The sequence below is a fragment of the Halomonas sp. MCCC 1A13316 genome (genome assembly GCF_014931605.1).
GTDB lineage: Bacteria > Pseudomonadota > Gammaproteobacteria > Pseudomonadales > Halomonadaceae > Halomonas.
In genome coordinates this window covers 3,964,752-3,990,919 of record NZ_CP053382.1, presented here as the reverse complement: position 1 = coordinate 3,990,919, position 26,168 = coordinate 3,964,752, and the positions used below count along the sequence as shown (strand labels likewise).

Genomic DNA, 26,168 nt, shown 5'->3' with positions numbered 1-26,168 from the left:
ACGCAACGTGACGATGGCGCTAAGGTGGGTTCCATCGAATGTGCCGACTCCCAGCGCTGCGATAGACGGCGCGGGTGGCCATCAACGCTGACACCAAACGTTAACTTTTTCCAGGAGCACAGCATGCGCGTTTATTACGACAAGGATTGCGACCTCTCCCTCATCCAGGGCAAGAAGGTCACCATCGTGGGTTATGGCTCCCAGGGCCATGCTCATGCCAACAACCTCAAGGAATCCGGTGTCGAAGTCACCGTTGCCCTGCGTTCGGGCTCTTCTTCCGCGGCCAAGGCTGAGGGAGCCGGACTCAAGGTCGCTTCCGTCGAGGAGGCGTGCAAGAGTGCCGACGTGGTAATGCTCCTGGCGCCGGACGAGAACCAGAAGGCGATCTATGAAAACCAGGTCGAGCCGAACCTGAAGGAAGGTGCCACGCTGGCCTTCGCCCACGGCTTTAACATTCATTACAACCAGATCGAGCCGCGCCGCGACCTCGACGTGATCATGGTCGCGCCTAAGGCGCCGGGCCATACCGTGCGCTCCGAGTTCGTCAAGGGCGGCGGCATTCCCGACCTGATCGCCATTCACCAGGATGCTTCGGGCAAGGCCAAGGAACTCGCGCTTTCTTACGCGGCGGCCATTGGCGGCGGTCGTAGCGGTATCATCGAGACCACTTTCAAGGACGAGACCGAGACCGATCTATTCGGCGAGCAGGCCGTACTGTGCGGCGGTGCCGTTGAGTTGGTAAAGGCCGGCTTCGAGACCTTGACCGAGGCTGGCTACGCTCCGGAGATGGCCTACTTCGAGTGTCTGCACGAGCTCAAACTGATCGTCGACCTGATGTACGAGGGCGGCATCGCCAACATGAACTATTCCATCTCCAATAATGCGGAGTATGGCGAGTACGTGACCGGCCCCGAGGTGATCAACGAGCAGTCTCGCCAGGCCATGCGCAATGCACTCAAGCGCATCCAAACCGGTGAGTACGCCAAGATGTTCATCCAGGAAGGCAACACCAACTATCCGTCGATGACCGCGCGTCGTCGCCTGAATGCCGAGCACGAGATCGAGCAGGTAGGCGCCAAGCTGCGCGGTATGATGCCGTGGATTGCTGCCAACCAGCTGGTCGACAAGACCAAGAACTGAGCCATCTGGTCGTTGTGAAGCATGCTGGGGCGCGGATTTCCGCGCCCTTGTCGTATCTGGCTGATAGCCGCTGCGCTTTTCGACTCGGCAGCACCGTGTAGAATGAAGGCAAGACATTGAGTGGCCCCATTCTGGCAACGGATGAGACGAATGAGTCAGGATTCCCGCAATACCGAGCACGACATCCATCGCGATGACGCCCAGACAGATCCTGCCGCCAGCAGGGAAGAGCGAGCTCAGGAGGAGGATCTGGCTGCCGCCTTCTTGCGCGAAACGGAGGTGGTCGAGGAGTCGATCGAAGATGGCAAGAAGGTCCGGCGCAGGGGGATCTACCTGTTGCCCAATCTCTTTACCACGTCGGCCCTGTTTGCCGGGTTCTTCTCGGTGGTAGCCGGGATCAACGGCGATTTCACCGCGGCAGCGGTGGCGATCTTCATTGCCATGGTGCTCGACGGCCTGGATGGTCGCGTGGCCCGGCTGACCAACACCCAGAGCGCCTTCGGCGCCGAGTACGACAGCCTTTCCGACATGCTCTCCTTTGGCGTGGCGCCGGCGCTGGTGTCATTCACCTGGATTCTCCAGGATATCGGCAAGACCGGCTGGGTTGTGGCCTTTCTCTACGTAGCCTGCGCGGCACTACGCCTGGCGCGCTTCAATGTGCAGATAGGGAGCGTTGACAAGAAGTGGTTCATCGGGCTGCCCAGCCCCTCCGCAGCGGCCTTCGTGGCGGCAAGCGTATGGACCTTTCATAGCTTCGACGCCGAGGCATTCGGCTTCAAGCTGCTGATGCTGATCGTTGTGGCTGCTGCCGGAGTGCTGATGGTCAGCAATATTCGCTACTACAGCTTCAAAGACGTCGACCTCAAGGGGCCCGTGCCCTTCGTGGTGCTGCTGGCCATCGTGCTTGGCTTCGTGGTGATTTCGGTCGAGCCCTCCGTAATGCTGCTGTTGCTATTCGGCACCTATGTAGCTTCCGGGCCGACGCTGGCTGTCATGCGCAAGATGAAGCATTCACCACCAGAAGGTGAGGCGTAGGTACTCCTCATACAACGCCCGCCATGAGCGGGCGTTGTCGTCACTGGCGGCATCGCCGATCCGTCCACAGGCGGTCGTTCCGCACCGCCTGTGGATAGCTTGCCCGTCATTGCTTCTTCATGCCCCTGCCGTCATTCTGAAACTTTTTTACAGGCAGCCCTTGCAGGGTCGCGGTGAAAACCGTAAAGTACGCATCCGCTGCCGGCAACGGGCAACGTTGTCAGCGGTGGGAAGAGTGGTAAGTGGCTGTCGCGCTTTGGATTTTTCGGCTCGCTTCGCAAAATTACTGCTTGACGCTCACGGTGGATTCGGTAGAATGCGCCCCACTCGAGAGAGGCCCGCCGAGGGCTCTCACGGAAACCGGCGACGCCGGTCTTCGACGCCAGGTTCGCTACGGTGACGGCCTCGAAGGGAGTTGACAGACTCCGCCGAATCGGTAGAATACGCCTTCCTCGCAGGGCGCTGGCGAGGCCGCTGACAGAGTCAGTTGCCACGACAGCAAGCGAGACGCTCCGCGCTTCAGGCAGTGATTGAAGCGAGTGGGAGCCGCTCTTTAACAATCGATCAGGTAATTCATGTGGGCGCTTGTCGACGAGGTGGGTGAGAAGTCACACCCTATCGAGGCAAGCGACTCGTCGAAGACCTTCGGGTCTTTTTGAGAAGCTTTGACCTTGAGCCAAGTTTGGTTCGCTTTTGTCCGTTTCTTCGGAAAGGGATGAGTAAGAACCGCAATGATTTGAAACTGAAGAGTTTGATCATGGCTCAGATTGAACGCTGGCGGCAGGCCTAACACATGCAAGTCGAGCGGCAGCACGGGGAGCTTGCTCCCTGGTGGCGAGCGGCGGACGGGTGAGTAATGCATAGGAATCTGCCCGATAGTGGGGGATAACCTGGGGAAACCCAGGCTAATACCGCATACGTCCTACGGGAGAAAGCGGGGGCTCTTCGGACCTCGCGCTATCGGATGAGCCTATGTCGGATTAGCTGGTTGGTGAGGTAATGGCTCACCAAGGCGACGATCCGTAGCTGGTCTGAGAGGATGATCAGCCACATCGGGACTGAGACACGGCCCGAACTCCTACGGGAGGCAGCAGTGGGGAATATTGGACAATGGGGGCAACCCTGATCCAGCCATGCCGCGTGTGTGAAGAAGGCCTTCGGGTTGTAAAGCACTTTCAGTGGGGAAGAAAGCCTTCCGGTCAATACCCGGGAGGAAGGACATCACCCACAGAAGAAGCACCGGCTAACTCCGTGCCAGCAGCCGCGGTAATACGGAGGGTGCGAGCGTTAATCGGAATTACTGGGCGTAAAGCGCGCGTAGGTGGCTTGATAAGCCGGTTGTGAAAGCCCCGGGCTCAACCTGGGAACGGCATCCGGAACTGTCAGGCTAGAGTGCAGGAGAGGAAGGTAGAATTCCCGGTGTAGCGGTGAAATGCGTAGAGATCGGGAGGAATACCAGTGGCGAAGGCGGCCTTCTGGACTGACACTGACACTGAGGTGCGAAAGCGTGGGTAGCAAACAGGATTAGATACCCTGGTAGTCCACGCCGTAAACGATGTCGACTAGCCGTTGGGTCCTTCGCGGACTTTGTGGCGCAGTTAACGCGATAAGTCGACCGCCTGGGGAGTACGGCCGCAAGGTTAAAACTCAAATGAATTGACGGGGGCCCGCACAAGCGGTGGAGCATGTGGTTTAATTCGATGCAACGCGAAGAACCTTACCTACCCTTGACATCCTGCGAACCCTTCGGAGACGAAGGGGTGCCTTCGGGAGCGCAGAGACAGGTGCTGCATGGCTGTCGTCAGCTCGTGTTGTGAAATGTTGGGTTAAGTCCCGTAACGAGCGCAACCCTTGTCCCTATTTGCCAGCGATTCGGTCGGGAACTCTAGGGAGACTGCCGGTGACAAACCGGAGGAAGGTGGGGACGACGTCAAGTCATCATGGCCCTTACGGGTAGGGCTACACACGTGCTACAATGGTTGGTACAAAGGGTTGCAAGCTCGCGAGAGCAAGCTAATCCCAGAAAGCCGATCTCAGTCCGGATCGGAGTCTGCAACTCGACTCCGTGAAGTCGGAATCGCTAGTAATCGTGAATCAGAATGTCACGGTGAATACGTTCCCGGGCCTTGTACACACCGCCCGTCACACCATGGGAGTGGACTGCACCAGAAGTGGTTAGCCTAACCTTCGGGAGGGCGATCACCACGGTGTGGTTCATGACTGGGGTGAAGTCGTAACAAGGTAGCCGTAGGGGAACCTGCGGCTGGATCACCTCCTTAAACGACGTATCGCCGCCTCGCGGCAAGTGCTCACAATGAATTACCTGATCGACCAGAGCAAAGACTGTTTGGGTATGGACCCAGCGCGACCAATGGGTCTGTAGCTCAGTTGGTTAGAGCGCACCCCTGATAAGGGTGAGGTCGGCAGTTCAAATCTGCCCAGACCCACCATTCTCGAGCTTCGGCCGGGTCTGTCGCTCAGTTGGTGAGAGCGCACCCCCGCAAGTGCTGTAAGGAGAAGGGTGAGGTCGCCGGGTTTATTTCAAATCTGCCCAGACCCACCAAATTTGCGTGATACGTCGTTGAAAGACTCCTCGTATAGCAGGCTATACGTCGTCGTCTTTCGCCTTGTCTCACACAAATTACTTTCGGGGCCATAGCTCAGCTGGGAGAGCGCCTGCCTTGCACGCAGGAGGTCAGCGGTTCGATCCCGCTTGGCTCCACCACACTTCTCCACAGTCTACCCTGATCGGATCTGCAGTCATAAGCCAGCGTCGCGCCTTGCGATGTCGGGTTTATGACTGTCGATTGACAGTCTGCTCTTTAACAATGTGAATCATGCTGACAATTTCTCCGCAAGGAGAAATGCGAGATACGTCTCAAGCGTATCCGGCAATTGTCGTACGTAATCGCGGACCAGACCCTTTCGGGTTATATGGTCAAGCGATTAAGCGCATACGGTGGATGCCTTGGCAGCCAGAGGCGATGAAGGACGTTGTAGCCTGCGATAAGGCTCGGTGAGGTGGCAAACAACCTGTGACCCGGGCATTTCCGAATGGGGAAACCCACCCTGCACAAGCAGGGTATCCCACACTGAATCCATAGGTGTTGGGAGGCGAACCGGGGGAACTGAAACATCTAAGTACCCCGAGGAAAAGAAATCAACCGAGATTCCCCTAGTAGCGGCGAGCGAACGGGGACTAGCCCTTAAGCGACACAATCGATAGGCGAACAGGCTGGGAAGCCTGACCATAGCGGGTGATAGTCCCGTAGCCGAAATCCGAGTGGCGTGAAAACGAGTAGGTCGGGGCACGAGAAACCTTGACTGAACATGGGGGGACCATCCTCCAAGGCTAAATACTCCTGGCTGACCGATAGTGAACCAGTACCGTGAGGGAAAGGCGAAAAGAACCCCGGCGAGGGGAGTGAAATAGATCCTGAAACCGTATGCGTACAAGCAGTGGGAGCCGACTTGTTCGGTGACCGCGTACCTTTTGTATAATGGGTCAGCGACTTATTTTCAGTGGCGAGCTTAACCGAATAGGGAGGCGTAGCGAAAGCGAGTCTTAACTGGGCGACCAGTCGCTGGAAATAGACCCGAAACCGGGCGATCTATCCATGAGCAGGTTGAAGGTTGAGTAACATCAACTGGAGGACCGAACCAGGATCTGTTGAAAAAGATTTGGATGACTTGTGGATCGGAGTGAAAGGCTAATCAAGCCCGGAGATAGCTGGTTCTCCTCGAAAGCTATTTAGGTAGCGCCTCACGTATCACCATCGGGGTAGAGCACTGTTTCGGCTAGGGGGCCATCCCGGCTTACCAACCCGAGGCAAACTCCGAATACCGGTGAGTGCGAGCGTGGGAGACACACGGCGGGTGCTAACGTCCGTCGTGAAAAGGGAAACAACCCAGACCGTCAGCTAAGGTCCCGAAATCCTGGTTAAGTGGGAAACGATGTGGGAAGGCTCAGACAGCTAGGAGGTTGGCTTAGAAGCAGCCATCCTTTAAAGAAAGCGTAATAGCTCACTAGTCGAGTCGGCCTGCGCGGAAGATGTAACGGGGCTAAACCAGGTACCGAAGCTACGGGCTTGCCGAATGGCAAGCGGTAGAGGAGCGTCGTGTAAGCCGATGAAGGTGGATTGAGAAGTCTGCTGGAGGTATCACGAGTGCGAATGCTGACATGAGTAACGACAAGGGGAGTGAAAAACTCCCCCGCCGGAAGACCAAGGGTTTCTGTTCGACGCTAATCGGAGCAGAGTGAGTCGGCCCCTAAGGCGAGGCCGAAAGGCGTAGTCGATGGGAAACGGGTCAATATTCCCGTACCTCACTGTATTGCGATGGGGGGACGAAGAAGGCTAGGTGAGCCAGGCGTTGGTTGTCCTGGTGAAAGCCAGTAGGCTGGGGGTTCAGGCAAATCCGGATCCCCAAGGCCGAGAGGCGAGACGAACACCCCACGGGGTGGAAGTCATCGATGCCACGCTTCCAGGAAAAGCCTCTAAGCTTCAGATACAGTGGGACCGTACCCCAAACCGACACAGGTGGTCAGGTAGAGAATACCAAGGCGCTTGAGAGAACTCGGGTGAAGGAACTAGGCAAAATGGTGCCGTAACTTCGGGAGAAGGCACGCCGGCGTAGGGTGAAGGCACTTGCTGCTGGAGCTCGAACCGGTCGAAGATACCAGGTGGCTGCAACTGTTTATTAAAAACACAGCACTCTGCAAACGCGCAAGCGGACGTATAGGGTGTGACGCCTGCCCGGTGCCGGAAGGTTAAGTGATGGTGTTAGCCCTCGGGCGAAGCTCTTGATCGAAGCCCCGGTAAACGGCGGCCGTAACTATAACGGTCCTAAGGTAGCGAAATTCCTTGTCGGGTAAGTTCCGACCTGCACGAATGGCGTAATGATGGCCACGCTGTCTCCACCCGAGACTCAGTGAAATTGAAATCGCAGTGAAGATGCTGTGTACCCGCGGCTAGACGGAAAGACCCCGTGAACCTTTACTATAGCTTCACACTGGACGCTGATGTTGCTTGTGTAGGATAGCTGGGAGGCTAGGAAACCCGGACGCCAGTTCGGGCGGAGCCACCCTTGAAATACCAGCCTGGCATCATTGGCGTTCTAACTCAGGTCCGTGATCCGGATCGAGGACAGTGTGTGGTGGGTAGTTTGACTGGGGCGGTCTCCTCCCAAAGAGTAACGGAGGAGCACGAAGGTACCCTCAGCACGGTCGGAAATCGTGCATTGAGTGCAAGAGCATAAGGGTGCTTGACTGCGAGACAGACACGTCGAGCAGGTACGAAAGTAGGTTCTAGTGATCCGGTGGTTCTGTATGGAAGGGCCATCGCTCAACGGATAAAAGGTACTCCGGGGATAACAGGCTGATACCGCCCAAGAGTTCACATCGACGGCGGTGTTTGGCACCTCGATGTCGGCTCATCACATCCTGGGCTGAAGTCGGTCCCAAGGGTATGGCTGTTCGCCATTTAAAGTGGTACGCGAGCTGGGTTTAGAACGTCGTGAGACAGTTCGGTCCCTATCTGCCGTGGGCGTTGGATGTTTGAGAAGAGCTGCTCCTAGTACGAGAGGACCGGAGTGGACGCACCTCTGGTGTTCCGGTTGTCACGCCAGTGGCATTGCCGGGTAGCTACGTGCGGACGGGATAACCGCTGAAAGCATCTAAGCGGGAAGCCCCCTTCAAGATGAGACATCCCCGAGGCCTCGAGCCTCCTGAAGGGCCCAGCGAGACCAGCTGGTTGATAGGCCGGGTGTGGAAGCGCTGCGAGGCGTTGAGCTAACCGGTACTAATGGCCCGTGAGGCTTGACCATATAACCCCAAGGGGTCTGCGCATTGCGCACGAAAATTGACGGATACGCCCGGGCACGCCCCGGCGAGACGTATCGCTCAGCATGATTCCAACCGTTTTCGCCTGACGACCATAGCGAGTGGGAACCACCTGATCCCATGCCGAACTCAGCAGTGAAACCGCTCAGCGCCGATGGTAGTGTGGGGTCTCCCCATGCGAGAGTAGGTCATCGTCAGGCATCTCTTCAGAAACCCAGCTTCGAAAGAGGCTGGGTTTCGTCGTTTAGGGGCCTCCCATGGAGAATCGCGGAGCGCCGCCCGGGTCGTCAGGCATCTATCCCAAAACCCCGAGTACGACAGTGCTCGGGGTTTTTCTTTATCCGATCAATGCGTTTCCGCGGAAGCGGCAGTTCGCTAGAATGAATCTTTTCCTGGGTAGGGCACAGGGCATGACCATTGGTGACCTCATTCGGCTGCTGAGTGACGGGGACTTCCACTCCGGCGAGCAATTGGGAGAACGGCTGGGTGTATCCCGCACCGCGGTCTGGAAGCAACTGAAGAAGCTCGAGGCGATGGACATCCCCCTCGAGGCGGTCAAGGGTCAGGGCTATCGTCTGTCCAGGCCACTGGAGCTACTGGATGGCGGCATGATTGTGGCCGGCCTATCACGGCAAGGGCGTCAGCATCTTGTCAGGTTGTTCGTCGAAGAAACGCTACCGTCCAGCAACGAATTCATTCGCAAGCGTTTCGCACAAGGCGCCGGACACGGCGAGGTATGCCTCGTGGAACAGCAGAGCGCTGGACGAGGCCGCCGTGGGCGCGTCTGGTCGACTCCCTGGGGGAGGGCTCTCATGTTGTCGATTGGTTGGCGTTTCGAGTCTGGCATTACAGCCCTGGAGGGTCTTAGCCTGGCGGTGGGCGTGGCCCTGGCCCGAGTACTGGAACGCCACGGCGTGGTCCCCAAGCTGAAATGGCCCAATGACGTGCTGCTTGAAGATGGTGAGGGGCGCCTGGGCAAGCTGGCCGGTATTCTGGTCGAAATCAGCGGTGATACGACGGGGCCCTGCGAGGTCGTGGTAGGCATGGGAATCAATTTTGATCTTCCTGCGAGTTTCCGCGAGCGTATCGAGCAGCGCGTGGCGGCGGTGGCCGATCAGGTTCCCTCACTTTCGCGAAACCGGCTGGCCGCGGAATTGCTGGACGAACTGATGCCGCTACTGGCAGGCTACGAGTCGGCTGGCTTTGCTGCCTGGCAGAACGAATGGAACGAGCGGCACGCTTTCCAGGGCTGCTTGGTGGAGGTTCAGAGAGGACAGCAGCGCATAGAGGCAACGGCCGAGACGGTGGATGAGTCGGGCAATCTATGGGTGCGTCATGGTGAGAGGCGCGAGCGCCTGGGGGGAGGGGAGATCAGCGTGCGTGGGCGTACATGATCCTTGACCTGGACATCGGCAATACGCTTTCCAAGTGGCGGTTGAAGGATGCCGACAGCAGCGAGATTCGCTCGCGCGGTGCCGTCTGGACCCGTGAGGAGTGGAAGCCCGGCTCGGATATCCCAGATCTGGACGTGGTCGAGGCCGTGCGTATCTCCAGTGTCGCTCGACAAGCGGTACTAGAACAGACAGTGACGCTATTGCAGAGTCGGGTGCGCAGCGTCCATGTGGCGCGTTCGGTACCGGAAGCGTTGGGGGTCGTAAATGGTTACGAAGAGCCTCACCGGCTCGGCGTAGACCGCTGGTTGGGCGTGCTGGCCGGCTACCAGTTGGCAGGTGGCTGCTGCGCCGTAGATTGTGGAAGCGCCATTACCATAGATTTCGTACTACCCGGCGGACGCCATCTAGGCGGTTATATACTGCCGGGCCTGCGCTTGATGAAGGAGAGCCTCCAGCTAGGCACGCGCAATGTAGCCATCGACCCCGATAGCGAAGCTGAGGAGCTCCTGCTGCCGGGCCGCCGTACCGTCGAAGCTGTTAATCACGGCATCTATCTGGCTGCCGTCAGCGCCGTAAATCGAATCTACGCCGAGGTTTGCGACCGTGAAGGCGTCGCCTTGCCCATGCTGTTGACCGGCGGTGATGCTCGGGTCGTGGCGCGTGGTGTACATTCTCCCCATGCCGTCTGGCCCGACATGGTCTACGGCGGCCTGGAGGCTTGTTTCCCGTTGACCGCGGCTGAGCGGGCCGGCCGCATGTCGGGAGCGCCGCGTGTGCCCGCACCTGCCGGTCTTGAAAAAATCCGGGCTGGCCTTGCATTCTCCATGCTGCTTTGACACAATGCAGCGCGTTCCGAAGCCAAGGAGCAGTCGTTTTCGATGCGCTCTTTTGACAAGTGGCTGATAAATAAGCGCTTGACATGGCTTTGGCAGGCGGTAGAATGGGCCGCCATCTGGAGGGGTTCCCGAGTGGCCAAAGGGAGCAGACTGTAAATCTGCCGCGAAAGCTTCGAAGGTTCGAATCCTTCCCCCTCCACCAGATAAGCCGATCGAGGCCCTGGGTCTGGGTTGGAAAGAGTGGTTAGGCGGGCATAGTTCAATGGTAGAACCTCAGCCTTCCAAGCTGATGGTGCGGGTTCGATTCCCGCTGCCCGCTCCAGGTGTTCTTGCTTGCTGAGGCAGGGGTACCGAAGGGTTGCGCTCATGTAGCTCAGGGGTAGAGCACACCCTTGGTAAGGGTGAGGTCGACGGTTCAAATCCGTCCATGAGCTCCAATACGAAAGGCGAGCAATGGCTCGCCTTTCCTTTCTTCGCGGCAATGTTGTGCCGGGAAGGGTTGCCAGTCGGCGAGTCATTCGCTATCATGGCGCCCGCTGTTGTGCATGCTTGCCTGCAAGAGGTGCTGCATACCAGGTACAGGCCAGTAGCTCAATTGGCAGAGCAGCGGTCTCCAAAACCGCAGGTTGGGGGTTCGATTCCCTCCTGGCCTGCCAACCTTCCCCAGGTTGGCATTCTTCATACGAACATACTCGATTGCCGCACCCTGAGGAGTCTCGTTTTCATGAAACACAACGCCGAGGTGCAGGAGTCGCGCCACGACGGGCTCAAGTGGGCGGTTGTCGTCTTGCTGCTAGTGCTGGCGGTGGTGGGCAATACCTACTATGCCGACCAGGCGCTTCTCTATCGCGTGCTTGGCGTCGTCGTGCTCTGTGCAGCAGCTGGAGCCCTGGCGCTGACAACCGGCAAGGGGCGGGATCTCGCCGAGTTGGCCAAGAACGCCAAGAAAGAGATTCAGCGCGTGGTGTGGCCGACCCGACCCGAGACCGTTCAGACGACCGCCATCGTGCTGGTTGCCGTGCTGGTCGTAGGGCTGATGCTGTGGCTGATCGACACCCTACTTAGCTGGGCGATGTCCGGCGTCATCGGTTAGGAGTTTTCATGTCCAAGCGTTGGTACGTCGTGCACGCCTATTCCGGCTTCGAGAAGCATGTCATGCGTTCTCTCAGGGAGCGTGTGAAGATGTACGGCATGGAGGATAGCTTCGGCGAGATCCTGGTGCCGACCGAAGAGGTCGTCGAGGTGCGTGACGGCAAGCGCCGCAAGAGCGAGCGCAAGTTCTATCCCGGCTACGTGCTGGTCGAGATGGAGATGGACGACGCCACCTGGCACTTGGTCAACGAGACGCCGCGTGTCATGGGCTTCATCGGTGGTACCAAGGAGAAGCCGGCGCCGATCACCCAGAAAGAGGCCGATGCCATCCTGCGTCGGGTACAGGACGGCACCGACAAGCCGCGGCCCAAGACCATGTTCGAGCCGGGCCAGTCCGTGCGCGTCGTCGATGGTCCCTTTGCCGACTTCAATGGCGTGGTCGAAGAGGTCAACTACGACAAGAGTCGCCTGCAGGTCAGCGTGCTGATCTTCGGTAGGGCGACACCGGTCGAGCTGGAGTTTTCGCAGGTCGAGAAAGAGTGATTTTTCTCAATCGATGATTTGCTGTGCGGTCGCTCAGGTGGCCGTTTAACCCGGGGAGCCGAAAGGCGCTATTACCCAACTGGAGTACATCATGGCCAAGAAAGTACAGGCTTACATCAAGCTGCAGGTTGCAGCTGGTAAGGCCAACCCGAGTCCCCCCGTGGGCCCTGCGCTGGGTCAGCACGGCGTCAACATCATGGAGTTCTGCAAGGCGTTCAACGCTGCGACCCAGGACATCGAGCCGGGTCTGCCGACTCCCGTGGTGATCACCGTCTATTCGGATCGTAGCTTCACCTTCATCACCAAGACGCCGCCCGCAGCCGTCCTGCTGAAGAAAGCCGCTGGCATCAAGTCCGGCTCCGGTGAGCCGAACAAGAAGAAGGTCGGTACCGTGACCCGCGAGCAGCTCGAGGAGATCGCCAAGACCAAGGAGCCGGATCTGACGGCTGCCGATCTCGACGCCGCGGTGCGTACCATTGCCGGTAGCGCCCGTAGCATGGGCCTCAACGTGGAGGGTCTCTGATCATGGCCAAGCTGTCCAAACGTGCCCAGATGATTCGCGAGAAAGTCGACGCCTCCAAGGCTTACAGCCTGGAAGAAGCCGTGGCCCTGCTCGCCGAGCTCTCCACCGTCAAGTTCAAGGAGTCGCTGGACGTCGCCATCAACCTTGGCGTCGATCCGCGTAAATCCGATCAGGTGGTGCGTGGCGCCACCGTGATGCCCAACGGAACCGGCAAGGACGTGCGCGTCGCCGTGTTCACCCAGGGTGCCAACGCCGATGCTGCCAAGGAAGCCGGTGCCGACATCGTCGGCATGGACGACCTGGCCGAGCAGGTCAAGAAAGGCCAGCTCGACTTCGACGTGGTCATCGCTTCGCCGGATGCCATGCGCGTCGTCGGCCAGCTGGGCCAGATCCTCGGTCCGCGCGGCCTGATGCCGAACCCCAAGGTCGGCACCGTAACGCCGGACGTGGCCACGGCGGTCAAGAACGCCAAGGCCGGCCAGGTGCGTTTTCGTACCGACAAGAACGGCATCATCCATACCACCCTGGGCAAGGTCGATTTCGATGCCGATGCCATCCGGGGCAACCTGGAAGCACTGGTCGCCGACCTCAAGCGTCTCAAGCCGAGCACATCCAAGGGCATCTACTTCAAGAAGGTCACTCTGTCCACTACCATGGGCCCGGGCGTGACCCTCGATCACTCTGCCTTCGCCTAAGGCGGGCGCAGAGCGAAGCGTAGCAAGAACTTTGCGGTCCCCGAGGGTCCTTGTCTGCAGGGCGCGAGGGGCGCCGTCAAAGACCGCAGGTGCCGCCACTCTTTCGAGTGGGCGGCTTAATCTCCCCCCAGGGGTGCCTGCGCAGATGGTGTGGCCGCCAGAACGCTGGTGAGCACCATCACCCAGGACTTCCGCCGCTACCTTGTGTCGGCGGAAGAGATGGTAACCTCCGGGGCCTGCTGAAAGCGGCTCCGGCACGAAGGAGTGATCACTGTGCCACTAGCACTCGAAGGCAAGAAGGCGATCGTTGCCGAGGTCAGTGAAGCTGCCAAGAGCGCACTCTCCGTCGTAGTTGCCGATTCTCGTGGCGTCACGGTCGAAAAGATGACCGGTCTGCGTAAGCAGGCGCGCGAGAATGGTGTCCAGCTGCGTGTTGTCCGCAACACCCTGGCACGCCGCGCCCTCTCCGGCACTCAGTGGGAGTGTCTGAACGAGAGCTTCGTTGGTCCGACTCTGCTGGCGTTTTCCACCGATCATCCGGGCGCTGCTGCTCGTCTGTTCAAGGATTTTGCCAAGCAGGACCAGAATTTCGAAGTCAAGGCGCTGGCCTACGAAGGCGAGCTGATTCCGGCAAGCGACATTGACCGTCTGGCAACCCTGCCGACTTATGACGAGGCCATCGCCAAGCTGATGTCCGTCATGAAGGAGGCATCCGCCGGCAAGCTGGTTCGTACCCTGGCCGCTCTGCGCGACCAGAAGCAGGAAGAGGCCGCCTGATAGGCGAACTCATTGCTGCAGCCTGAATCGAACACTGAACAGAGCGCTCGGTGCGCCGAGGCTCCCGCAAAGTTAGGAATACCGAAATGGCACTGACCAAAGAAGACATCATCAACGCCGTCGCCGACATGTCCGTCATGGAAGTCGTCGAGCTGATCGAAGCGATGGAAGAGAAGTTCGGCGTTTCTGCCGCTGCTGCCGTCGTGGCCGGCCCGGGCGCTGGCGGTGACGCCGCTGCTGTCGAAGAGCAGACCGAGTTCGACCTGGTGCTGACCAGCGCTGGCGAAAAGAAGGTCAACGTGATCAAGGCTGTTCGCGAGCTCACCGGCCTGGGCCTGAAGGAAGCCAAAGGTGCCGTCGACGGCGCTCCGGCAACCATCAAGGAAGCCATGCCCAAGGAAGAGGCCGAAGCGGCCAAGAAGAAGCTGGAAGAAGCTGGCGCAACCGTGGAACTCAAGTAAGCTCTTGGTTTCCATGGCTTCACGCGCTGCGTAAGCTTCCATGGCTGGTGGCGGGCCTTCCCGCTGCCGGCCTTTTTCTGTTGCACTAGCGCCGTGCTGAAACAGCGTCGCTAGCAGAATCCCGACGGCGAGCTATCCCTTGTGGAGCTTGCCGTCAGCGCCTGACGGGGAAGCCCGTCGGGCGGCGCCGACCACGCATCGGTCACCCATGGTGAACAAGCTGGGGAATACAGATGGCTTACTCATACACTGAGAAAAAACGCATCCGCAAGGATTTCGGCAAACTGCCCCAAGTGATGGATGTGCCCTACCTGCTGGCGATCCAGCTTGATTCCTACTACGACTTCCTCCAGCAGGACCGCTCGGCCGATGAGCGTCTCGAGGTAGGGCTGCATGCGGCCTTCAAGTCCGTATTCCCGATCGAGAGCTTCTCCGGCAACGCCGCGCTCGAGTATGTCAGCTACCGCTTCGGCACCCCGGCGTTCGACGTCAAGGAGTGTCAGCTGCGTGGCGTCACCTACTCCGCTCCCCTGCGGGTCAAGGTTCGCTTGATCATCTATGATCGCGACTCTTCGAACAAGGCCATCAAGGACATCAAGGAGCAGGAAGTCTATATGGGGGAGATCCCCCTGATGACCGAGAACGGCACCTTCGTGGTCAACGGCACCGAGCGGGTCATCGTCTCTCAGCTGCATCGATCGCCGGGCGTGTTCTTTGATCACGACAAGGGCAAGAGCCACTCCTCAGGCAAGCTGCTTTACTCTGCTCGCGTAATTCCCTACCGCGGTTCCTGGCTCGACTTCGAGTTCGATCCCAAGGACAACGTCTTCGTGCGCATCGATCGTCGCCGCAAGCTGCCGGCCACGGTGCTGCTGCGCGCGCTGGGCATGAGCGCCGAGGAGATCCTCGGTGAGTTCTTCGATACCAGCACCTTCCACATCGAGAAGAGTGGTTTCTCTGTGGAACTGGTGCCGTCACGCCTGCGCGGCGAGACCGCCACCTTCGATATCAAGGATGCCGATGGCAACCTGATCGTCGAGGAAGGGCGTCGCATCACCCAGAAGCATATTCGTCAACTGGAGAAGGCCGGCCTCGAGCGTCTCGAGGTGCCGATGGACTATCTGTTCGGCAAGACCCTGGCCAAGGATCAGGTCGATTCGAACACCGGCGAACTGATCTGCCCCTGCAACAGCGTGATCACGGCCGAGTTGCTGGAGAAAATCGGTCAGGCCGGAATCACGAAAGTCGAGACCCTGTACACCAACGACCTCGACTGCGGCCCGTTCGTCTCCGAGACCCTGCGTCTGGACACCACCGGTTCGCAGCTCGAGGCGCTGGTCGAGATCTACCGCATGATGCGTCCCGGCGAGCCGCCCACCAAGGAAGCCGCCGAGACGCTGTTCCACAACCTGTTCTTCACCGAGGACCGCTACGATCTCTCCGGCGTCGGTCGCATGAAGTTCAATCGCCGTCTGCGTCGTGAAGGCGACACCGGTTCCGGAGTGCTCGACAATCGCGACATCCTCGATGTGCTCAAGGAGCTGATCTACATCCGTAACGGCTTCGGTGAAGTCGACGATATCGATCACTTGGGCAACCGTCGCATTCGCTGCGTCGGCGAGATGGCCGAGAACCAGTTCCGCGTGGGCCTGGTGCGCGTTGAACGCGCGGTCAAGGAACGCCTCTCCATGGCCGAGAGCGAAGGCCTGATGCCGCAGGATCTGATCAACGCCAAGCCGGTGGCTGCGGCGGTCAAGGAGTTCTTCGGTTCGAGCCAGCTGTCGCAGTTCATGGACCAGAACAACCCGCTCTCCGAGGTCACCCACAAGCGCCGTGTCTCCGCGCTCGGCCCGGGTGGTCTGACGCGCGAGCGGGCCGGCTTCGAGGTGCGCGACGTTCATGCCACGCACTACGGCCGCCTGTGTCCGATCGAGACGCCGGAAGGCCCGAACATCGGCCTGATCAACTCGCTGGCCACCTACAGCCACACCAACAGCTACGGCTTCCTCGAGACGCCGTACCGCAAGGTGGTGGATCGTCAGGTGACCGACGAGGTCGTGCACCTCTCCGCCATCGAGGAGGGCGACTTCATCATCGCCCAGGCCTCGGCCACCGTGGACGAGTCCAATAAGCTGGTCGACGATCTGGTACAGGTGCGACACAAGGGCGAAACCACCTTCATGCGCCCCGAGCAGGTCACGCTGATGGACGTCTCTCCGCGGCAGGTGGTCTCCGTGGCGGCGGCATTGATCCCGTTCCTCGAGCACGATGATGCCAACCGCGCCCTGATGGGCTCGAACATGCAGCGTCAGGCGGTGCCCACCCTGCGTGCCGAGAAGCCGCTGGTCGGCACCGGCATGGAGCGCTTCGTTGCGCGCGATTCCGGCGTATGTGCCGTAGCGCGTCGTGGCGGCGTGATCGACTCGGTCGATGCCAAGCGCATCGTAGTACGGATCAACGAGGACGAGATCATCGGCGGCGAGGCCGGCGTCGATATCTACAACCTCACCAAGTACGTCCGCTCCAACCAGAACACCTGCATGAACCAGCGTCCCATCGTGCGTCCGGGGGACGTGGTGGCGCGTGGCGATATCCTTGCCGACGGCCCGTCCGTCGACATGGGCGACCTGGCCCTGGGCCAGAACATGCGCATCGCCTTCATGCCCTGGAACGGCTACAACTTCGAGGACTCGATCCTGCTGTCGGAGCGCGTGGTGCAGGAGGATCGCTTCACCACCATCCACATTCAGGAGCTGACCTGCGTCTCGCGCGACACCAAGCTGGGTCCGGAGGAGATCACCTCCGACATCCCCAATGTCGGTGAGTCGGCGCTCTCAAAGCTCGACGAGGCCGGTGTGGTCTACATCGGTGCCGAAGTGGGCCCGGGTGACATCCTGGTGGGCAAGGTCACGCCGAAGGGCGAGACCCAGCTGACCCCTGAAGAGAAGCTGCTGCGGGCGATCTTCGGCGAGAAGGCCTCCGACGTGAAGGACACCTCGCTGCGTGCGCCGACCGGGATGAAGGGTACGGTCATCGACGTCCAGGTGTTCACCCGCGACGGCGTGGAGAAGGACTCAAGGGCACTGGCCATCGAGCAGATGCAGCTCGACGAGGTGCGCAAGGACCTCCAGGAGACCTACCGCATCGCCGAGGATGCCACTTTCGAGCGTCTCAAGCGCACGCTCGCTGGGCAGCCGGTCAATGGCGGGCCCAAGTTGAAGAAGGGCGACGTGCTCTCCGACAGCTACCTCGAGGAACTGCCGCGTCAGCAGTGGTTCAAGCTGCGTCTGCAGGACGAGTCGCTCAACGAGCTGCTGGCCCAGGCCGACGAGCAGCTCGAGAACCGTCGCAAGGAGATGGAGGAGCGCTTCGAGGACAAGAAGCGCAAGCTGACCCAGGGCGACGACCTGGCACCGGGCGTGCTCAAGATCGTCAAGGTCTACATGGCGGTCAAGCGTCGCATCCAGCCGGGTGACAAGATGGCCGGCCGCCACGGTAACAAGGGCGTCATTTCGGCGATCATGCCGGTCGAGGATATGCCCTTCGACGACAATGGCGTATCGGTCGATATCGTCTTGAACCCCTTGGGTGTGCCGTCACGTATGAACGTGGGTCAGATTCTCGAGACCCACCTGGGGCTCGCCGCTCAGGGTCTCGGCGTCAAGATCGATGCCCTGCTGCGCGACGCACGTGCCCAGCAGGTGGGCGAGATTCGCGAGTTCCTCGGCAAGATCTACAACACCGAGGGTACCCGTCAGGAGGATCTGGACTCGCTGAGCGACGACGAAGTCATCGCCCTGGCCAAGAACCTGCGCGGCGGCGTGCCGATGGCATCGCCGGTGTTCGATGGCGCCGCCGAGGGTGAGATCAAGCACCTGCTGCGCCTGGCCGACCTGCCGGACTCCGGTCAGATGGCGCTGTATGACGGGCGTACCGGTGATGCCTTCGACCGGCCGGTGACGGTGGGCTACATGTACATGCTCAAGCTCAACCACCTGGTGGACGACAAGATGCACGCCCGATCCACTGGCTCCTACTCGCTCGTTACCCAGCAGCCGCTGGGCGGCAAGGCGCAGTTCGGTGGCCAGCGCTTCGGCGAGATGGAGGTGTGGGCGCTGGAAGCCTACGGCGCAGCCTACACGCTCCAGGAGATGCTCACGGTGAAATCCGACGACGTGGAAGGTCGCACCAAGATGTACAAGAGCATTGTCGACGGCGACCACACCATGCATGCCGGCATGCCGGAATCCTTCAACGTACTGGTGAAGGAAATCCGTTCGCTGGGCATCGATATCGAGTTAGAGAGCTAGGAGCCGATTCCATGAAAGATTTGGTGAAAGTCCTCAAATCGCAGTCACAGTCCGAAGAGTTCGACGCGATCAAGATCTCGCTCGCCTCGCCGGACATGATTCGCTCCTGGTCCTACGGCGAAGTCAAGAAGCCCGAGACCATCAACTACCGCACCTTCAAGCCGGAGCGGGACGGCTTGTTCTGTGCCAAGATCTTCGGTCCGGTCAAGGACTACGAGTGCCTGTGCGGCAAGTACAAGCGCATGAAGCACCGCGGCATCATTTGCGAGAAGTGTGGCGTCGAGGTGACCAAGGCGGCGGTGCGTCGCGAGCGCATGGGCCATATCGAGCTGGCCTCGCCGGTTGCCCACATCTGGTTCCTCAAGTCGCTGCCGTCGCGCATCGGCATGTTCCTCGACATGACCCTGCGCGACATCGAGCGGGTGCTCTACTTCGAGAGCTTCGTGGTCATCGATCCGGGCATGACCACGCTCGAGCGCGGCCAGCTGCTCAACGACGAGCAGTACTTCGAAGCCCTAGAGGAGTTCGGTGACGACTTCGATGCCCGTATGGGCGCCGAGGCGATCCAGGCACTGCTCAAGGACATCGACCTCTCCGAGGAGGTCGATCGCCTGCGCGAGGAAATCCCGCAGACCAACTCCGAGACCAAGATCAAGAAGCTCTCCAAGCGGCTCAAGCTGCTGGAGGCCTTCCTCAACTCCGGCAACGATCCGGCGTGGATGGTCATGGAAGTGCTGCCGGTGCTGCCGCCGGACCTGCGTCCGCTGGTACCGCTGGACGGCGGACGTTTCGCGACCTCCGACCTCAACGACCTGTACCGTCGGGTAATCAACCGCAACAACCGCCTGAAGCGGCTGCTCGACCTCAATGCGCCGGACATCATCGTGCGCAACGAGAAGCGCATGCTGCAGGAGGCGGTCGATGCGCTGCTTGACAACGGCCGTCGCGGTCGCGCCATCACCGGCTCCAACAAGCGTCCGCTGAAATCTCTGGCCGACATGATCAAGGGCAAGCAGGGGCGGTTCCGTCAAAACCTGCTGGGCAAGCGCGTCGACTACTCCGGCCGTTCGGTCATTACCGTTGGCCCGACCCTGCGCCTGCATCAGTGCGGTCTGCCCAAGAAGATGGCGCTCGAGCTGTTCAAGCCGTTCATCTACTCCAAGCTGCAGTCGCTGGGCCACGCGTCCACGATCAAGGCCGCCAAGAAGATGGTCGAGCGTGAGCTGCCCGAGGTATGGGACATACTCGCCGACGTCATCCGCGAGCACCCGGTGCTGCTCAACCGCGCGCCGACCCTGCACCGTCTGGGCATCCAGGCGTTCGAGCCGCTGTTGATCGAGGGCAAGGCGATCCAGCTGCACCCGCTGGTGTGTGCCGCCTACAACGCTGACTTCGACGGGGACCAGATGGCGGTGCATGTGCCGCTGACCCTGGAAGCCCAGCTCGAGGCGCGTGCGCTGATGATGGCCACCAACAACGTGCTGTCACCGGCCAACGGTGATCCGATCATCGTGCCGTCCCAGGACGTGGTGCTGGGTCTGTACTACATGACCCGTGAAAAGATCAACGCCAAGGGCGAGGGCATGGTGTTCTCCGGCCTCAATGAGGTCGAGCGGGCCTTCGGCACCCAGAGCGTGTCGCTGCATGCGCGTGTCAAGGTGCGCCTCACCGAGACACTGGTCGACGAAGAAACCGGCGAGCAGACTACCGCCCGTACTCTCTACGACACCACGGCGGGTCGTGCCATGCTGTTCCGCATCCTGCCCGATGGTGTGCCCTTCGAGCTGGTCGACCAGCCGATGAAGAAGAAGGCGATCTCGAAGCTGCTCAATGAGGTGTATCGCCGTGCCGGCCTCAAGCCGACGGTGATCTTTGCCGATCAGCTGATGTATACCGGCTTCCGCATGGCGACCTGGTCGGGTGCCTCCATCGGTGTCAACGACTTCGTCATCCCGGAGGCCAAGACGGAAATCGTCGACGCCGCCGAGGCCGAGGTCAAGGAGATCGAGGACCAGTTCTCCTCCGGTCTCGTCACCGCCGGCGAGAAGTACAACAAGGTCATCGACATCTGGTCCAAAGCCAACGACAAGGTGGCCAAGGCGATGATGACGGGTATCTCCAAGGAGACCGTGGTCGACCGCAACGGCAACGAGGTGGAGCAGGACTCGTTCAACAGCGTGTTCATCATGGCCGACTCCGGTGCACGTGGTAGCGCCGCGCAGATCCGCCAGCTGGCGGGCATGCGCGGCCTGATGGCCAAGCCGGACGGCTCGATCATCGAGACGCCGATCGTGGCCAACTTCCGCGAAGGCCTGAACGTCCTGCAGTACTTCATCTCGACCCACGGGGCGCGGAAGGGCCTGGCGGATACGGCACTCAAGACCGCCAACTCCGGTTATCTGACCCGTCGCCTGGTCGACGTGGCCCAGGACATGGTCATCACCGAGCCCGACTGCGGTACCGAGCAGGGCCTGACGCTGCATCCGGTGATCGAGGGTGGCGACATCATCGTCTCGCTGGCCCAGCGTGTGCTGGGGCGTGTGGTGGCCCAGGACGTCATCGACCCCAGCAACGATGAGGTGCTGATCGAGAAGGGCACCCTGCTCGACGAAGCCTGGTGCGAGCGTCTCGACACCATGGGCGTCGACGAAATCGTGGTGCGCAGCGCCATTGCCTGTGAGTCGACCCACGGCGTCTGTTCCTCGTGCTATGGTCGCGACCTGGCTCGTGGCCATCAGGTCAACATCGGCGAGGCAGTGGGTGTCATTGCCGCACAGTCGATCGGTGAGCCGGGTACCCAGCTGACCATGCGGACCTTCCACATTGGCGGTGCGGCATCGCGCGCCTCGGCGGTGGACAGCGTCCAGGTCAAACATGGCGGCAAGGTACGCTTGCACAACATGAAGTTCGTCGAGCGTGCCGACGGCAAGCTGGTGGTGGTGTCTCGCTCCAGTGCGCTAGCGGTGGCAGACGATCATGGCCGCGAGCGCGAGTACTACAAGCTGCCCTATGGTGCCGAGCTCTCCGTCAAGGATGGAGACGCCGTGGATGCCGGCCAGGCCGTGGCCAAGTGGGATCCGCACACCCACCCGATCATTGCCGAGCTGGAGGGCAAGGTGCAGTACGTCGACATGGTCGACGGCGTCACCATTCACCGCAGCGTGGACGAGATGACCGGCCTCTCCTCGATCGAGGTGATCGAGTCGGCCGCTCGCCCGCAAGCCGGCCGCGACAGCCGCCCGATGATCCTGCTCACCGACGAGAGCGGCGAGCCGATCAGCGTGACTGGCTCCAATACGCCGGTGCAGTACCTGCTGCCGGGCAAGGCAATCGTCTCGGTCGACAATGGTGCCCGGATCGGTATCGGCGAGATCGTCGCGCGTATCCCGGTCGAGGCGTCCGGCAACAAGGACATCACCGGTGGTCTGCCGCGTGTGGCCGACCTGTTCGAAGCGCGCAAGCCCAAGGAGCCGGCAATCCTCGCCGAGATCAGCGGTACGATCAGCTTCGGCAAGGAGACCAAGGGCAAGCGTCGCCTGACGATCACGCCCGACGATGGTAGCGATCCGTTCGAGGCGCTGATTCCGAAATGGCGCCAGATCGCCGTCTTCGAAGGCGAGACGGTGGAGAAGGGCGAGGTGATCTCCGACGGTCCGAGCAACCCGCACGATATCCTGCGGCTGCTGGGAGTGGCGGAGCTGGCCAAGTACATTACCGCCGAGATCCAGGAGGTCTACCGCCTGCAGGGCGTGGGCATCAACGACAAGCACATCGAAGTGATCGTGCGTCAGATGCTGCGCAAAGTGGAGATCACCGACTCCGGCGATTCCGAGTTCATTCCGGGTGACCAGGTCGAGTTGGCCAAGGTGCTCGAGGAGAATGCCCGTCTGGAGCAGGGCGAGAAATTCCCGGCCAGATACCAGCGCGTGCTGCTGGGTATCACCAAGGCCAGCCTGGCCACCGAGTCGTTCATCTCTGCGGCCTCCTTCCAGGAGACCACGCGAGTGCTGACCGAAGCGGCGGTTACCGGCAAGCGCGATTACCTGCGCGGGCTGAAGGAAAATGTGGTGGTCGGTCGCCTGATCCCGGCGGGAACGGGTCTGGCTCACCATCAGGAGCGTCGCCGCAAGCGGGATGATACCGAGCGTCTGCTCCATCCGTCGGCCTTCGATGTCGAGCAGGAGCTGGGCGCTCAGCTCACCGCCCTCGATTCGGAAGACGACGAGCTGTAAACGGGACGGGCGTCAAGCGCGCGGATGCGTCCAAGCGCTTGACGCTTCACCCCGTTAGACCTTAGAATTCGCAGCCTTTAATAGTGGGGTGGGTGCGCCCGCGTCCACTGAAAAGGCAAGGCAACCACTGGAGTCAGCTACACAACATGGCAACGATCAATCAGCTCGTGCGCAAGCCGCGCAAGCGCCCCGCCGCCAAGAGCGACGTGCCGGCGCTGCAGGCCTGCCCACAAAAGCGCGGTGTGTGTACCCGCGTCTACACCACTACCCCGAAGAAGCCGAACTCGGCCCTGCGTAAGGTCTGCCGTGTGCGCCTGACCAACGGGTTCGAAGTATCGTCCTACATCGGTGGTGAAGGCCACAACCTTCAGGAACACTCTGTCGTGCTGATTCGCGGCGGCCGTGTCAAGGATTTGCCGGGTGTGCGTTATCACACCGTGCGCGGCGCCCTCGATACCTCCGGCGTGCAGAATCGTAAGCAGGGCCGTTCCAAGTACGGCACCAAGCGTCCGAAGTCCTGATCGACATCGGTACGTACTGGAAAACCATTTCGGTCTGATAAGAGTAAGGTCGGGCGCCGCAGATGGCGGGAGTTCCGGGTTTGCCTGAAAGACCCTTCGCTAGAGGGCTTGTCATGCCTAGAAGAAGAGTAGTAGCCAAGCGCGAGATCCTGCCGGATCCCAAGTTCGGAAGTGAGCGTCTGGCCAAGTTCATGAACCACCTGATGGTCAGCGGCAAGAAGTCCACAGCTGAGCGTATCGTTTACGGTGCGCTGGACACGGTTGCCGAGCGTAGCAAGGAAGAGCCGCTGGACATCTTCGATCGCGCGCTGGAAGCCATTCAGCCGATGGTCGAGGTCAAGTCCCGCCGCGTCGGCGGTGCGACCTATCAGGTGCCGGTAGAGGTTCGCCCCTCGCGCCGCCAGGCGCTGGCCATGCGCTGGCTGGTGGATGCGGCACGCAAGCGCGGTGAGAAGACCATGGTGCAGCGTCTCGCGGGCGAGATGCTCGATGCCGCCGAAGGCAAGGGTTCTGCGGTCAAGAAGCGTGAAGACGTGCATCGCATGGCTGAGGCCAACAAGGCGTTCTCGCACTACCGCTTCTAAGTGCAGTGCTTCTAAACGCATCGCCAACCAACGGGGAGTTCCACCGTGGCTCGCAAGACTCCACTCAAGCGCTATCGTAATATCGGTATCGTCGCCCACGTCGATGCCGGCAAGACCACCACGACTGAGCGTGTCCTGTTCTACACCGGTCTCTCCCACAAGGTGGGCGAGGTCCATGACGGCGCGGCCACCATGGACTGGATGGAGCAGGAGCAGGAGCGTGGCATCACCATCACCTCCGCGGCGACCACCTGCTTCTGGCAGGGCATGAACAAGCAGTTCGATGAGCACCGCATCAACATCATCGATACCCCCGGACACGTCGACTTCACTATCGAGGTGGAGCGTTCGCTTCGCGTGCTCGACGGTGCCGTGGTGGTGCTGTGCGGCTCGTCCGGCGTGCAGCCGCAGACCGAGACCGTATGGCGTCAGGCCAACAAGTACGAAGTACCGCGCATGGTGTTCGTCAACAAGATGGACCGCACCGGTGCCGACTTCTTCATGGTCGTCGATCAGCTCAAGAAGCGCCTGAATGCCAATGCGGTGCCGATCCAGATCAACTGGGGCACCGAGGAGGATTTCAAGGGCGTCATCGACCTGATCCAGATGAAGGCTATCCTGTGGGACGAGGAGAGCCTGGGCATGAACTACGAGCTGGTCGATATCCCGGCTGAGCTCCAGGAAACTGCCGAAGAGTACCGCGAGCAGATGGTCGAAGCCGCTGCCGAGGCCTCCGAAGAACTGATGGACAAGTACCTCGAAGAGGGTGAGCTGTCCATCGAGGAGATCAAGGCTGGTCTGCGTCGCCGTACGCTGGACAACGAGATCGTGCTGGTCACCTGCGGCTCGGCGTTCAAGAACAAGGGCGTGCAGGCGGTGCTCGACGGCGTCATCGAGTACATGCCGTCACCCACCGAGGTCAAGGCTATCGAGGGTGAGCTGGACGACAGGGATGGCACCGTTGCGACCCGCGAGGCGGACGACAGTGCTCCCTTCGCCGCACTGGCCTTCAAGATCGCCACCGACCCCTTCGTCGGTACGCTGACCTTCATTCGCGTCTATTCCGGCGTGCTGAAGTCTGGCGACAGCGTCTACAACTCGGTCAAGCAGAAGAAGGAGCGGGTGGGCCGTATCGTGCAGATGCACGCCAACTCGCGCGAAGAGATCAAGGAAATTCTGGCGGGCGACATTGCCGCCTGTATCGGTCTGAAGGACGTCACTACCGGTGACACACTGTGCGATCTGGAGAACAAGATCGTGCTCGAGCGCATGGAGTTCCCGGATCCGGTCATCTCCGTGGCGGTAGAGCCGAAGTCCAAGGTCGATCAGGAGAAGATGGGCGTGGCGCTGGGCAAGCTGGCCCAGGAAGATCCCTCGTTCCAGGTCAGGACCGACGAAGAAACCGGCCAGACCATCATCTCCGGCATGGGCGAGCTGCACCTGGACATCATCGTCGACCGCATGCGTCGCGAGTTCAAGGTCGAAGCCAATATCGGCAAGCCGCAGGTGGCCTACCGCGAAACCATTCGCGGCAAGGTTGAGCAGGAAGGCAAGTTCGTGCGTCAGTCCGGCGGTCGAGGCCAGTACGGCCATGTCTGGCTGCGCATCGAGCCGCTTACCGAGGCGGACAAGGGCGAAGAAGAAGACATGCACTTCAAGTTCGCTTCCGAGATCGTCGGCGGTGTGGTACCCAAGGAGTATGTGGGTGCCGTCGAGAAAGGGGCCTATGAGCAGCTGCAGAACGGCGTTATCGCGGGATACCCGATGATCGACGTCAAGGTCACGCTGTACGATGGTTCCTACCATGACGTGGACTCGAACGAGAACGCGTTCAAGGTTGCCTCTTCCATGGCAGTCAAGGAAGGGGCCCGCAAGGCCAAGGCCGTGCTGCTGGAGCCGGTGATGAGGGTCGAGGTCGTGACGCCCGAGGATTTCATGGGTGACGTCATGGGTGACCTCAACCGTCGCCGGGGTCTGGTGCAGGGCATGGATGACTCTTCCTCCGGCAAGGTCATCCGCGCGATGGTGCCTCTGGGCGAAATGTTCGGTTATGCGACCGATCTGCGCTCCCAGACCCAGGGTCGTGCGAGCTACACCATGGAGTTCGCAGCGTACGAAGAGGCGCCCTCCAGCATCGTTGAAGCCGTCATCAACCAGAAAGGCTAACCGCTAGCAAACGTAAAGAG

The 26,168-nt window shown here is 60.5% G+C and carries 15 protein-coding genes, 7 tRNA genes and 3 rRNA genes; all 25 read left to right on the top strand.

The features are described 5' to 3' along the window. Positions 1–123: 123 nt before the first annotated feature. The 25 genes from ilvC (at position 124) to fusA (ending at position 26,148) form a co-directional block, all read left to right on the top strand. The gene (gene ilvC, locus HNO52_RS18520) at positions 124–1,140 is read left to right on the top strand and encodes a ketol-acid reductoisomerase (protein ID WP_197566654.1); all 1,017 of its coding nucleotides are present in this window, start codon (positions 124–126) and stop codon (positions 1,138–1,140) included. Positions 1,141–1,290: 150 nt separating this feature from the next. Further along, on the top strand, positions 1,291–2,175 hold the full coding sequence (gene pssA / locus HNO52_RS18515; RefSeq protein ID WP_232090386.1) for a CDP-diacylglycerol--serine O-phosphatidyltransferase: 885 nt from the start codon (positions 1,291–1,293) through the stop codon (positions 2,173–2,175). Between the two features lie 739 nt (positions 2,176–2,914). Beyond that, positions 2,915–4,454, top strand: a 16S ribosomal RNA gene (locus tag HNO52_RS18510). 94 nt (positions 4,455–4,548) lie between these two features. After that, positions 4,549–4,625: transfer RNA gene (locus tag HNO52_RS18505), tRNA-Ile, on the top strand. Positions 4,626–4,641: 16 nt separating this feature from the next. Beyond that, positions 4,642–4,738 (top strand) — tRNA-OTHER (locus HNO52_RS18500). A gap of 86 nt (positions 4,739–4,824) precedes the next feature. Then, a tRNA-Ala gene (locus HNO52_RS18495) sits at positions 4,825–4,900 on the top strand. Between the two features lie 211 nt (positions 4,901–5,111). Beyond that, positions 5,112–7,998 (top strand): 23S ribosomal RNA (locus tag HNO52_RS18490). 100 nt (positions 7,999–8,098) lie between these two features. Beyond that, positions 8,099–8,214 (top strand): 5S ribosomal RNA (gene rrf, locus HNO52_RS18485). The 16S, 23S and 5S rRNA genes sit together here with 3 tRNA genes alongside, the layout of an rRNA operon. Before the next feature lie 210 nt (positions 8,215–8,424). Then, complete coding sequence (locus HNO52_RS18480) at positions 8,425–9,408, top strand: biotin--[acetyl-CoA-carboxylase] ligase (protein ID WP_197566652.1); 984 nt, start codon at positions 8,425–8,427, stop codon at positions 9,406–9,408. Next, a complete protein-coding gene (locus tag HNO52_RS18475) occupies positions 9,405–10,244 on the top strand; it encodes a type III pantothenate kinase (RefSeq protein ID WP_197566651.1) in 840 nt (279 codons plus the stop codon). The genes HNO52_RS18480 and HNO52_RS18475 overlap by 4 nt, the downstream gene beginning before the upstream one ends. 118 nt (positions 10,245–10,362) lie before the next feature. Then, positions 10,363–10,446, top strand: a tRNA-Tyr gene (locus HNO52_RS18470). Between the two features lie 46 nt (positions 10,447–10,492). After that, positions 10,493–10,566 (top strand) — tRNA-Gly (locus tag HNO52_RS18465). Between the two features lie 40 nt (positions 10,567–10,606). Further along, positions 10,607–10,681 (top strand) — tRNA-Thr (locus HNO52_RS18460). 143 nt (positions 10,682–10,824) lie between these two features. Then, a tRNA-Trp gene (locus HNO52_RS18455) sits at positions 10,825–10,900 on the top strand. A gap of 68 nt (positions 10,901–10,968) precedes the next feature. Continuing rightward, positions 10,969–11,337 (top strand): preprotein translocase subunit SecE, encoded by a 369-nt coding sequence (gene secE, locus HNO52_RS18450; protein ID WP_197566650.1) that lies wholly within the window; start codon positions 10,969–10,971, stop codon positions 11,335–11,337. Positions 11,338–11,345: 8 nt separating this feature from the next. Further along, positions 11,346–11,879 carry a transcription termination/antitermination protein NusG gene (gene nusG, locus HNO52_RS18445; protein ID WP_197566649.1) on the top strand — a complete coding sequence of 178 codons (534 nt, stop codon included), beginning with the start codon at positions 11,346–11,348 and terminating at the stop codon, positions 11,877–11,879. Between the two features lie 91 nt (positions 11,880–11,970). Continuing rightward, on the top strand, positions 11,971–12,402 hold the full coding sequence (gene rplK / locus HNO52_RS18440) for a 50S ribosomal protein L11 (RefSeq protein ID WP_071943762.1): 432 nt from the start codon (positions 11,971–11,973) through the stop codon (positions 12,400–12,402). A gap of 2 nt (positions 12,403–12,404) precedes the next feature. Beyond that, positions 12,405–13,097: a 50S ribosomal protein L1 gene (rplA, locus tag HNO52_RS18435; RefSeq protein ID WP_167119248.1), complete on the top strand. Its 693-nt coding sequence runs from the start codon at positions 12,405–12,407 to the stop codon at positions 13,095–13,097. Between the two features lie 273 nt (positions 13,098–13,370). Then, positions 13,371–13,874: a 50S ribosomal protein L10 gene (gene rplJ / locus HNO52_RS18430; protein ID WP_167119246.1), complete on the top strand. Its 504-nt coding sequence runs from the start codon at positions 13,371–13,373 to the stop codon at positions 13,872–13,874. Between the two features lie 86 nt (positions 13,875–13,960). Continuing rightward, entirely contained in the window at positions 13,961–14,335 is a 375-nt protein-coding gene (gene rplL, locus HNO52_RS18425) for a 50S ribosomal protein L7/L12 (RefSeq protein ID WP_197566648.1), read from the top strand. 233 nt (positions 14,336–14,568) lie between these two features. Next, the gene (rpoB, locus tag HNO52_RS18420; RefSeq protein ID WP_197566647.1) at positions 14,569–18,645 is read left to right on the top strand and encodes a DNA-directed RNA polymerase subunit beta; all 4,077 of its coding nucleotides are present in this window, start codon (positions 14,569–14,571) and stop codon (positions 18,643–18,645) included. A gap of 11 nt (positions 18,646–18,656) precedes the next feature. After that, the gene (rpoC, locus tag HNO52_RS18415) at positions 18,657–22,877 is read left to right on the top strand and encodes a DNA-directed RNA polymerase subunit beta' (protein WP_197566646.1); all 4,221 of its coding nucleotides are present in this window, start codon (positions 18,657–18,659) and stop codon (positions 22,875–22,877) included. 146 nt (positions 22,878–23,023) lie between these two features. Then, entirely contained in the window at positions 23,024–23,398 is a 375-nt protein-coding gene (gene rpsL / locus HNO52_RS18410; RefSeq protein ID WP_010626462.1) for a 30S ribosomal protein S12, read from the top strand. Positions 23,399–23,511: 113 nt separating this feature from the next. Continuing rightward, positions 23,512–23,982 (top strand): 30S ribosomal protein S7, encoded by a 471-nt coding sequence (rpsG, locus tag HNO52_RS18405; protein ID WP_159554817.1) that lies wholly within the window; start codon positions 23,512–23,514, stop codon positions 23,980–23,982. 45 nt (positions 23,983–24,027) lie between these two features. Continuing rightward, entirely contained in the window at positions 24,028–26,148 is a 2,121-nt protein-coding gene (fusA, locus tag HNO52_RS18400; RefSeq protein WP_197566645.1) for an elongation factor G, read from the top strand. Positions 26,149–26,168 lie beyond the last annotated feature (20 nt).

What these genes read in the sequence shown, in the direction of transcription:
- rplK (WP_071943762.1), top strand. Translation starts at nt 11,971, where the DNA reads ATGGCCAAGAAAGTACAGGCTTACATCAAGCTGCAGGTTGCAGCTGGT.
- rpoB (WP_197566647.1), top strand. Translation starts at nt 14,569, where the DNA reads ATGGCTTACTCATACACTGAGAAAAAACGCATCCGCAAGGATTTCGGC.
- rpsG (WP_159554817.1), top strand. Translation starts at nt 23,512, where the DNA reads ATGCCTAGAAGAAGAGTAGTAGCCAAGCGCGAGATCCTGCCGGATCCC.
- pssA (WP_232090386.1), top strand. Translation starts at nt 1,291, where the DNA reads ATGAGTCAGGATTCCCGCAATACCGAGCACGACATCCATCGCGATGAC.
- HNO52_RS18480 (WP_197566652.1), top strand. Translation starts at nt 8,425, where the DNA reads ATGACCATTGGTGACCTCATTCGGCTGCTGAGTGACGGGGACTTCCAC.
- rpoC (WP_197566646.1), top strand. Translation starts at nt 18,657, where the DNA reads ATGAAAGATTTGGTGAAAGTCCTCAAATCGCAGTCACAGTCCGAAGAG.
- nusG (WP_197566649.1), top strand. Translation starts at nt 11,346, where the DNA reads ATGTCCAAGCGTTGGTACGTCGTGCACGCCTATTCCGGCTTCGAGAAG.
- secE (WP_197566650.1), top strand. Translation starts at nt 10,969, where the DNA reads ATGAAACACAACGCCGAGGTGCAGGAGTCGCGCCACGACGGGCTCAAG.
- rplA (WP_167119248.1), top strand. Translation starts at nt 12,405, where the DNA reads ATGGCCAAGCTGTCCAAACGTGCCCAGATGATTCGCGAGAAAGTCGAC.
- ilvC (WP_197566654.1), top strand. Translation starts at nt 124, where the DNA reads ATGCGCGTTTATTACGACAAGGATTGCGACCTCTCCCTCATCCAGGGC.
- rpsL (WP_010626462.1), top strand. Translation starts at nt 23,024, where the DNA reads ATGGCAACGATCAATCAGCTCGTGCGCAAGCCGCGCAAGCGCCCCGCC.
- rplL (WP_197566648.1), top strand. Translation starts at nt 13,961, where the DNA reads ATGGCACTGACCAAAGAAGACATCATCAACGCCGTCGCCGACATGTCC.
- HNO52_RS18475 (WP_197566651.1), top strand. Translation starts at nt 9,405, where the DNA reads ATGATCCTTGACCTGGACATCGGCAATACGCTTTCCAAGTGGCGGTTG.